A 10,702-nucleotide genomic window follows, 5' to 3' on the forward strand; every position below is an offset into this window, starting at 1 on the left:
GGCAGGATTCGTTCGTTGAGCATTATCGAACCAAAAATGGAGGCGCGGCCCGCCAAGGGTCGTGCCGTTCCCCTCGCGAAAGCAATCGGACGTTTCCTGACCGCTGCCGTGACGACCTATCTTGGACTTCTGGCCGTTACCTTTTTCATCGGCCGTGTCGTGCCGATCGATCCGGTTCTTGCGATCCTTGGCGACCGCGCGCCGACGCATGTCGTGGAGCGCGTGCGTGAAGAGCTCGGCTTCAATCTGCCGCTCTATCAGCAATTCTTCATCTATATCAAAGGTGTCCTTTCCGGTGATTTCGGCAATTCGGTGCTGACCACCAATCCGGTGATGACCGATATCCGCCGCGTCTTTCCGGCAACGATCGAGCTTGCGACCCTCGGCACCATTATTGGCGCCCTGATCGGCATTCCGCTTGGCGTGCTTGCGGCCGTTCGGCGCGGCAGCCTTGCCGACCAGATTGTGCGTGTCGTCGGGCTTGTCGGCTATTCCGTGCCGATCTTCTGGCTGGCCCTGATCTCGCTCGTCGTATTCTATGCGCAACTGCGCTGGGTGGCCTTCCCGGGGCGCATCGATATCGTCTTTGAATATACATTCACACCGATTACCGGCTTTTATCTGATCGACAGCCTCTGGCAGGGGCAGTGGGACGTCTTCTACGATGTCTTCCGGCACATTATCTTGCCGGGATCGCTGCTCGGCTATTTCTCGCTCGCCTATATCAGCCGGATGACGCGCAGCTTCATGCTGAACGAGCTCAGTCAGGAATATATCGTGGCTGCGCGCGCCAAGGGGCTTTCGGAAACCCGGGTAATTTGGGGCCACGCATTGCGCAATGCCGCGGTCCCACTTGTGACGGTGATTGCGCTCTCCTACGCCGGGCTTCTCGAAGGCTCGGTTCTGACGGAGACGGTGTTCTCCTGGCCAGGTATTGGCCTCTACATCACCAACTCCTTGCAAAATGCCGATATGAACGCTGTCCTCGGCGGCACGATCGTCATCGGCACGGTGTTCATCGGCATCAACCTCCTGTCCGATCTTCTCTACCGGACGCTCGATCCAAGGACGCGAAGCCGATGACGGTTCCAGCCAGCCAGCCAGCGCCGATGAGCCGCCGCGAGTGGCTGCTTTCCGATCGCCCGCAATCACGCGTGCAGGCCCGTCTCGGGCGCGCCTATGTGACCTGGCGGCAGTTCAGTGCGAACAAGCTTGCCGTCCTTGGTCTCATTATCATTGTCGCGCTGCTCTTCGTTGCCGCCTTCGCTGATCTCTTGGCCACGCATTCGCCAGTGGTCGGCGATCTAAAGAATGCGCGACTTCTGCCGCCAGGTACCGGCGAGTATCTGCTCGGCACCGACGACCAGGGTCGCGATATCCTTTCGCGCCTGATCTACGGGTCGCGGCTGACGCTCTTCGTCGTCGTGCTGGTTGCGGTCATCTCGGCGCCGATTGGACTGATTGTCGGCACTGTCTCCGGCTATGCCGGCGGATGGGTGGATGCAGTGCTGATGCGTATCACCGATATCTTCCTGGCGTTCCCGAAGCTGGTGCTGGCGCTTGCTTTTGTCGCGGCACTCGGGCCGGGCATCGAAAACGCAATCATCGCGATTGCAATCACGTCCTGGCCTCCTTACGCCCGCATTGCGCGGGCGGAAACGCTGACGGTGCGGCGCTCCGATTACATCTCGGCGGTCAAGCTGATGGGTGCATCGCCGGTCCGCATCATCATCCGCCATGTCATGCCGCTCTGCCTCTCGTCGCTGATCGTTCGCGTAACGCTCGACATGGCGGGTATCATCCTGACGGCTGCCGGTCTCGGATTTCTCGGTCTCGGCGCGCAGCCGCCACTGCCGGAATGGGGTGCGATGATCGCCTCGGGTCGCCGTTTCATTCTCGATCAATGGTGGGTCGCGGCCATGCCTGGAATTGCGATCCTCATCGTCAGCCTCGGTTTCAACCTGCTTGGCGACGGCCTGCGCGATGCGCTCGATCCCAAGGAGAGCGGCCAATGACGGCCTTGTTGACGGTCGACAATCTCAAGGTCAGCTACCCGACGCGCACCGGCTTGATCGAAGCTGTTCGCGGCGTTTCCTTCACACTCGACAGGGAACGCCTCGGCATCGTCGGGGAGTCTGGATCCGGCAAGTCGCAGACCGGCCGCGCGATCATGGGGCTCACGCCGAAGCACGGCATCGTCACGGCCGACAAGCTCGACTTCAACGGCATCGATCTGCTCCAGGCTTCAGCGAAAGAACGGCGGCTCCTGCGCGGCAAGCGGATCGCCATGGGGTGGCAGGAACCCAAATATGCGCGTGATCCGGTGATGTCGATCGGCCGGCAGATCTGCGAGACGCTGAGAACGCACGAGAAGGTCAGCAAGGCCGAGGCGACCGAACGGGCGCTTGCCATGCTTGAGGCCGTGCAGATTCGCGATCCGAAACGTGTCTTCGATCTCTACCCCCATGAGGTCTCAGGCGGCATGGGTCAACGTGCAATGATCGCCATGATGCTGATTGCCGGGCCGGAACTGCTGATCGCTGACGAGCCCACCTCGGCGCTCGACGTCACCGTGCAGCTCGACGTGTTGAAGATCCTGGACAAGCTAGTTTCCGAGCGCGGCATGGGGCTTATCTTCGTGTCGCATGATCTGCGTCTTGTTTCCTCGTTCTGCGACCGCGTCATCGTGATGTATGCCGGTAAGATCGTTGAAGAGCTTAGGGCTTCTGACCTCAAGAATGCACAGCATCCCTATACGCAGGGACTTTTGAACTGCATGCCGCAAATCGGAGAAGATCGCCATCCGCTGCCAGTACTCGACCGCAGGCCGGAGTGGGCTGCATGAGTGCGGCGCTCTCGGTCGAAAATCTTAGCGTCGTCTATGACGATTTTCATGCGCTTCAAGACGTCAGCATCGCGGTCGCATCCGGCGGCTCCTTCGGGCTGGTTGGGGAATCCGGTTCCGGCAAGTCGACGCTGCTTCGTGCGGTAGCGGGGCTTGCGCCCGTCAAGGGTGGCGCAATTCGCGTTCATGATCAGCTGCTGCAGGGTGCAAAACGCAGCAAGGCTTTCTATCGAAATGTCCAGATGGTGTTCCAGGACCCTTATGGCTCGCTGCACCCACGGCAGACGATCGACCGCCTGCTGCTCGAGCCATTGGCAATTCACGGGATTGCCGACAGCGAGAAGCGCATCGCGCGGGCATTGGACGAGGTCGGCCTTGGAAACGGCTTCCGCTTCCGCTATCCGCACCAGCTTTCCGGCGGCCAGCGGCAGCGTGTGGCGATTGCGCGCGCCCTGATCGTCGAGCCGTCGATCCTTCTGCTCGATGAACCGACGTCGGCGCTCGACGCTTCCGTGCAGGCGGAGGTGCTCAATCTGCTGGAACAGATCAGGCGTGACCGCAAACTGACCTTTGTCATGGTGAGCCACGACCTTGGTGTCGTTACCCATATGTGTGAAAGGCTTGCCGTGATGCGCAACGGCGCCGTCGTCGAACGGCTGACCTCCGGCCAATTGGCCAGTGGGGACGTTCATGAGGATTACACGAGAAATTTGATGATTGCGAGCAAAGGCTTCGTCAAAGCCAGAACTGCAGATTTTTCAAATATTTGAAATCCTTTCGGGCACCGGTCATTCAAGGTTAAGAAGCCGTTAAAAGACGACTATTCGACTAGACTATTGACAGCCGATTTTCATCTGTCATGATCCTGTTAACGAGTGTTAGCTTTCGTGATCGTGGAGGTGCGGTATGTTCTTTCTCGGCGGAATGACCATGGGATATCTCGATCCTCCGGCCAAGGTCGAACGGCGCGAGCAGACAAGCGTTTCCATTCCCGCTGAAAAAGATCGCCGATTGATCGAGGCTTCCTCGGGTGCCCAAAGAGAAGAAAACGCAATCGAGCGTTCGTTGATATGGGCATGGCGCACTCTTTGCTGAGCCGGGTCAGATTTTCTATCCCTCACGATCTGGAAGGAAATTTATCTCTACCTAGCTTATAGAGTATATAGGAATATCAGTGCCGGCAGACCGCCGCGCCAATAATAAGAGACGGAGGCAACACATGGCAGACCTGGGTATTTCGCATACTCAAGCGAACTATTATGGTTCCGTACCGACCAAGAAGCCGGCTTCAATGCGCCAGAAGCTTCATTTTGCGCTAAATGCCACGCTATTTACCGCGGCGTTCGCATTCGTTGCAGCCTTGGTCTGCGGCGTTATCGGCTGATCGAGCTGTCGTGCCGGTATGTTGCCGGCACCTTACGAATTTACTTCTCAAATCGCCGGCTGGGACAGTCTTCTGCGTGAACCGGGAATTTTCGGTCGACAACAACAGCGGTCCCATATGTTTGAAATCCGGTGCCCGATGGGTGCCGGATTTTTATTTTGAATAGCGAAGAACTGCCAAAATTGAGGTAAGCAAAGCCGGGCAATTCCGTGCCCCTTGACTTGAATTATCGGGAGGGTGTCCAACTTTCCCGGATGGTTCTTCAGGGGTGGAGGCAAAATGCAGCTCTGACCAGCAGAATCGTGCCATAAATCAGGCCTAAACCGTTTCGTATCGGAAATCTGTGGCTTTCGCATCTTCCTGGAAAGCCCGTTGGCCGTTCATGTCGCAGTCATAATTGCCGGTGCAAAAGGCTAGGCAAAATTACCATAACCTTAGTTTGGACCCAGAACCGAACCCATGACCATTTCCATTCCGTCTCCAAACCCGTCACGCGAAGCCGAAGTCAAGCACATCGATCACAACGACTCGGTTCGCTCGACCTACCTGTCGATTGAAGACATCAAGGCGATGGGTGAATCGATCGCCCGCAAAGGCGTCGATTCGCTGCCGGCTTTTACTGCCTTCGACTTTTTTGCACGACACAAGGAGAACGAGAAGGAAATCCTGCGCGTTTACCGCACGACCGCGGCCGACGTGGAAGCGGGCGAGACGATCACGCCTGCCGCCGAATGGCTTCTCGACAACCACTATATCGTCGAAGAGGCAATTCAGGAGGTCCGCCGCGACTTCCCGCGGCGCTTCTATCGCGAACTGCCGACCATCGATGTCGATGGTGTACAAGTACCACGTACGCTGGTGCTCGCCTGGCTCTATGTCGCTCACACCCACAGCACCGTTTCACAGGAAAGTCTGACGGCGCTTGTCGATGGCTTCCAGCTGGGTGAGACGTTGCGCATCGGTGAGCTTTGGGCGGTCCCCTCGCTTGTGCGGTATGTTCTCGTCGAAAACCTCCGTCGCATTTCCAGTCGCGTTGAACGCAGCCGGCGCATACGCCGCCGTGCGAACGAGGCGGCCGATGAACTCGTGCGTTTGGACGATCCGGCGAAGGCTGCGGAGTATCTGAGGACGCTCGAACCGCTTGCCGAGGACAATACCTTCTCGACGCAGTTCCTCTATCGCATGCGCGACGGGTCGCAGGCGTCTAGCCTTGCGATCGCTTGGCTCGATGAGCGTTTGGAAAGGCTCGGCCGTGATACCGAAGAAGCGACGATGGCGGAGCATAGCCGCCTCTCCTCCGGCAATGTCACGATGGGCAACATCATCCGGAGCCTTCGCGAGATCGATGATGCGGAATGGTCGGTCTGGGTCGAGCAGGTCAGCCATGTCGACAAGCTGCTGTGGGAGAATTCCGATTACGGCATCCTCGATTCGGGATCACGCAACAAATACCGCAAACAGATCGAGAAGCTCGCCAAGCGCTCGCCGCTGACGGAAATGGAAGTCGCCCAGTTGGCGCTCGACATGACCAGCGAAGCCAGAGCCTCTGAGGAGCCGCAACCGCATGAGCCGAATGTCGGCGGCTTTCTTGCCGGCATGCACCGGCCCAAACTTGAAGAACGTGCCAATTATCGTCCGACCCTGGTCCAGCATTTTGTTCGAACAGTCCGCAAGTTCAACTGGCTGTCGATTGCGCTCCCCGTCATGCTGCTTACCATCATTGCGATGGCGATCGTCGGGCGCTTCATGGCCAATGCCGGCATGGGCACGTTGGAAATCGCCGTATTGCTGATCATGTTCTCTCTCCCGGCATCGGAGGGCGCGACAGGTCTTTTCAATACCTTGCTGTCCTTCTTCGTAACGCCGTCGCGGCTTGTCGGCTACGAGTTCAAGGAAGGCATTCCGGAAGACGCGCGCACGCTGCTTGTCGTGCCATGCCTGATTTCGAACCGCGACAGCGTCGATGACCTGGTTCGCAATCTCGAGGTTCACTATCTCGCCAATCCGCGCGGCGAAATCTATTTCGCGCTGCTGAGCGACTGGCCCGACAGCGATGTCGAGGAGACGTCGAACGACCTGGAAGTCCTGGACTACGCCCGGCGTGAAATCGCCAATCTTTCGGCACGTTACGCCTATGACGGCAAAACGCGCTTCTACCTCCTGCATCGCCGCCGCCTCTACAACCCGTCAGAGGGCGTCTGGATGGGCTGGGAGCGCAAGCGCGGCAAGCTGCACGAGCTGAACATGCTTTTGCGCGGCGACAGCGACACGACCTATCTACCGGGCGCCAATATTGTGCCGGCTGGCGTTCAGTATATCATGACGCTCGATTCCGACACGCGCCTGATGCGCGATGCCGTGACCAAGCTTGTCGGCAAACTCTATCATCCGATCAACCGTCCGGTGATAAACCCGAAGACCGGCCGCGTCGAAAGCGGCTATGGCGTGCTGCAGCCGCGCGTGACCCCGTCGCTGACGACCGGCAAGGACGCTTCGGTATTCCAGCGCGTCTTCTCGATCAACCGCGGCCTCGACCCATACGTCTTCACGGTTTCCGATGTCTACCAGGACCTCGCCGGCGAAGGCACGTTTACCGGCAAGGGCCTTTATCATGTCGATGCCTTCGAAGCTTCGCTGAGGGACCGCATCGATGAGAATTCGGTGTTGAGCCACGATCTTCTCGAAGGTTCGATGGCGCGCTGCGCACTCGTTACCGATCTCGAGCTCGTCGAAGACTTTCCGATCCGCTACGAAGTCGAGGCTTCGCGCCAGCATCGCTGGGCGCGTGGCGACTGGCAGCTTCTGCCATATATGTTCAATCCAAAATACGGCGTCACCGCTCTCGGGCGCTGGAAGATGTTCGATAACCTGCGCCGCTCGCTGACGCCGATCGCCTGGTTCTTCGCTTCCGTGCTCGGCTGGTATCTTATGGGCCCGCTTGGCGCACTCGTATGGCAGATCCTCCTGATCTTTTGCCTCTTCGTTGCGCCGACGCTGTCGCTCATCCACGGCATCATTCCACGCACCAGCGATATCGTTGCACGGGCACATCTTTATACCGTGTGGTCGGATATCCGCGCTGCGAACGCCCAGGTGGCGCTTCGTATCGTTTTCATTGCCGATACGGCTTGCATGATGGTCGATGCGATCGGCCGCTCGCTCTACCGTCTTCTCGTCAGCCATAAATTGATGCTGCAATGGCGCACTGCTGCCAGCGTCCAAGCGGGCGGGCAGGGAACGATCCTCTCCTACTACGGCGCGATGTGGCACGCCCCGGTGCTCGCGCTGCTCGCACTCGGCTTTGCAGCACTTCCCGGCGATAACGCATTCCTCGTCGGTATTCCGTTTGCCTTGCTGTGGACCTTGTCGCCACTCGTTGCCTGGTATGTCAGCCAGTCGGCAGAAACCGAAGACCGCCTGGAAGTCGCCGATTCGGTCTCAAGCGAGCTCAGAAAGATCGCGCGCCGCACCTGGCGTTACTTCGATACGTTCACCACGGCAGAACAGAATTACCTGCCGCCAGATAACATTCAGGAAACGCCGCACGTCATCGTCGCGAGCCGCACCTCGCCGACCAATATCGGCGTGTACCTGCTCTCGGTCGTTTCCGGCCGCCAGTTCGGCTGGTTTTCCTTCGAGGAAACGATCGAGCGGCTGGAGCAGACGATCGGCACCATCGACAAGATGGAGAAGTATCGTGGCCACCTCTTTAACTGGTACCACACCGATACGCTGCAGACCCTTGGGCCGCGATACGTTTCGGCTGTCGACAGCGGCAATCTCGCCGGTCACCTTATTGCCGTTTCGTCGGCTTGCCGCAATTGGGCCGAGGCCCCGTCGGCGCATATGCAGGGCAATCTCGACGGCGTCGGCGACACTGCCGGCATCCTCGGCGAAGTACTGGCCGACCTTCCAGACGATCGCAAGACGGTCCGTCCGCTCCGCCGCCGCCTGGAAGAACGGATCGTCGGCTTCCAGAACGCGCTCGCCGCCGTTAAGCGCGAGCACGAGTTCGCCTCGATCCGCGTCATCAACCTTGCGGTTCTTGCCCGTGACATCCAGAAGCTTGCGGCAAATCTCGATCACGAAGTGAAGTCGGCACTCAGCGGCGAACTTACCCGTTGGGCCGAAGCACTCGTCAAGATTTGCGAAGCGCATATTTCCGACAGCACATTCGACCTTTCAAATATCGATGCTTTGCGGCCGCGGCTGATTGCCCTTCGCGACAAGGCCCGCGATCTCGCCTTCTCGATGGATTTCAGCTTCCTGTTCCGTCCGGAACGCCGCCTTCTTTCGATCGGCTATCGCGTCGAAAGCGGCGAGCTCGACCAGGCCTGCTACGACCTTTTGGCGTCGGAATGCCGGCTGACCAGTCTTTTCGGCATCGCAAAGGGCGACTTGCCGACGGAGCATTGGTATCGCCTCGGCCGCCAGGTCGTGCCGGTCGGTTCGCGCGGCGCTCTCGTCTCTTGGTCCGGCTCGATGTTCGAATATCTGATGCCGCCGCTCGTCATGCAGGAGCGCGGCGGGGGTATTCTCAACCAGACAAACAATCTGGTCGTGGTCGAGCAGATGAACTACGGACGCAAGCTGGGTATTCCGTGGGGCATTTCGGAAGCGGCCTTCAACGCTCGCGACCATAACCTCAACTATCAATACACGAACTTCGGCGTGCCTACGCTTGGCCTGAAGCGCGGCCTCGGCCACAATGCCGTCATCGCGCCTTATGCCTCGATCCTCGCCAGCCAATACGACCCGCCAGGGGCACTCGAAAATCTGCAGCGCCTGCGCAAGCTCGGTGCGCTCGGCAAATTCGGATTCCATGATGCCGTCGACTTCACGCCGACCCGCGTGCCGGAAGGCAAGAAATGCGCTGTTGTTTATAACTACTATGCGCACCATCACGGCATGTCGATCGCAGCGGTTGCCAATGTCGCTTTCAATGGGCATCTGCGTGAGCTCTTCCACTCCGATCCGGTGATCGAAGCAGCCGAACTGTTGCTGCAGGAAAAGGCGCCGCGCGACATCCCCGTCATGAGCGGCAAGCACGAATCGGATACGCCCGCCAGCATCCAGGAAGATCTCCTGCGGCCGGAGCTTCGCAAGATCGCCGATCCGCTTTCGCGCGATCGCGAACTCATGTTCCTGTCCAACGGTCACTATTCGATGATGTTGACGGCGACTGGTGCAGGCTACGCACACTGGAACGGCCAGGCCGTTACCCGCTGGAAAGCCGACCCGACGGAAGACCGCTGGGGAAGCTTCATCTTCCTGCGCGACACGGCGACCAACGAATGGTGGTCGGCCACCGCCGAACCAAAAAGTGTCGAGGGCGAAAAGGTCAATGTGCTCTTCGCCGACGAAAAGGCGGAATTCACCAAGGTTGTTGGCGACCTCAGCAGTGAACTGGAATGCATCGTTGCGACCGAGCATGATGCGGAAGGCCGCAGGCTGACGCTTCTCAACATGGGATCGGAAGACCGCTTCATCGAAGTCACCTCCTATCTGGAGCCGGTGATCACACTGGATGACACGGACAATGCGCATCCGGCTTTCGCCCGCATGTTCGTGAAGACGGAATTCGGCAGGCGCGGCGACGTCATCCGTGCCGAACGCAACAGACGCGATCCGGGCGAGCCGAACATGAGCATTGCCCATCTGATCGTCGACAGTGCCGGTCCTTCCCGGCAAACGGAATTCGAGACCGATCGCCGCAAATTCCTCGGCCGCGGCCGTAGCCTTGCGGATGCCGCAGCCTTCGATCCTGGTGCGACGCTTTCAGGCACCGACGGCTTCACGCTCGATCCGATCCTTTCGTTGCGCCGCACGGTTCGTGTGCCGGCCGGCAAGAAAGTGAGCGTGATCTTCTGGACGATCGCCGCTCCTAGCCGCGACGAGGTGGACAAGGCTGTCGAGCGCTATCGGCACGCCGATGCCTTCAATCACGAGCTTGTTCAGGCCTGGACACGCACGCAGGTGCAGATGCGCCATGTCGGCGTGACGTCCCAGCAGGCTGCCGCCTTCCAGTATCTTGGCCGGCATTTGGTCTATCCGGACATGGACTTGCGCGCCGATGCTGCGGCAGTTCGAGCCGGCATGCAGTCACAATCGTCGCTGTGGCCGCTTGCGATCTCCGGCGACTTCCCGATCTTCATGCTGCGCATCGATGACGACATGGATCTTGATATCGTTCGCGAGGCATTGCTGGCGGAGGAATATCTGCGCTCGCGTGGCGTGACGGCCGATCTTGTCATCATGAACGAGCGTGCATCCTCCTATGCGCAGGACATGCAGCATGCCGTGGACCAGATGTGCGAAAACGTGCGCCGCATCGGCCAGGCAGATGGCCTCCGGCAACATATCTTTGCCGTCCGGAAGGATTTGATGGAGGAGGCGACCTATCATGCCCTGATCGCCGCTTCGCGCGTCACCTTCCATGCTAAGAACGGCAAGGTCGTCGATCAGATCAACCG

The 10,702-nt window shown here is 59.1% G+C and carries 7 protein-coding genes; all 7 read left to right on the plus strand.

Features of this window, described 5'->3' with window-relative positions:
• The first annotated feature begins 15 nt into the window (after positions 1-15).
• A complete protein-coding gene (locus tag C9413_RS00320) occupies positions 16-1,083 on the plus strand; it encodes an ABC transporter permease (protein WP_170250098.1) in 1,068 nt (355 codons plus the stop codon).
• A complete protein-coding gene (nikC, locus tag C9413_RS00325) occupies positions 1,080-2,015 on the plus strand; it encodes a nickel transporter permease (protein ID WP_039846483.1) in 936 nt (311 codons plus the stop codon). Before C9413_RS00320 ends, nikC begins: the two co-directional genes overlap by 4 nt.
• The gene (locus tag C9413_RS00330) at positions 2,012-2,845 is read left to right on the plus strand and encodes an ABC transporter ATP-binding protein (protein ID WP_170250099.1); all 834 of its coding nucleotides are present in this window, start codon (positions 2,012-2,014) and stop codon (positions 2,843-2,845) included. The genes nikC and C9413_RS00330 overlap by 4 nt, the downstream gene beginning before the upstream one ends.
• Positions 2,842-3,615: an ABC transporter ATP-binding protein gene (locus C9413_RS00335; RefSeq protein WP_039846481.1), complete on the plus strand. Its 774-nt coding sequence runs from the start codon at positions 2,842-2,844 to the stop codon at positions 3,613-3,615. The genes C9413_RS00330 and C9413_RS00335 overlap by 4 nt, the downstream gene beginning before the upstream one ends.
• Before the next feature lie 136 nt (positions 3,616-3,751).
• On the plus strand, positions 3,752-3,940 hold the full coding sequence (locus C9413_RS00340; protein WP_039846480.1) for a hypothetical protein: 189 nt from the start codon (positions 3,752-3,754) through the stop codon (positions 3,938-3,940).
• A 124-nt stretch (positions 3,941-4,064) separates the two neighbouring features.
• Entirely contained in the window at positions 4,065-4,229 is a 165-nt protein-coding gene (locus C9413_RS00345) for a hypothetical protein (RefSeq protein WP_166677503.1), read from the plus strand.
• Positions 4,230-4,688: 459 nt separating this feature from the next.
• On the plus strand, positions 4,689-10,702 hold a 6,014-nt coding region (locus C9413_RS00350; protein WP_170250100.1), incomplete at its 3' end, for a glucoamylase family protein.

It is taken from the genome of Rhizobium sp. SEMIA 4085 (assembly GCF_013004495.1).
GTDB lineage: Bacteria > Pseudomonadota > Alphaproteobacteria > Rhizobiales > Rhizobiaceae > Rhizobium > Rhizobium gallicum.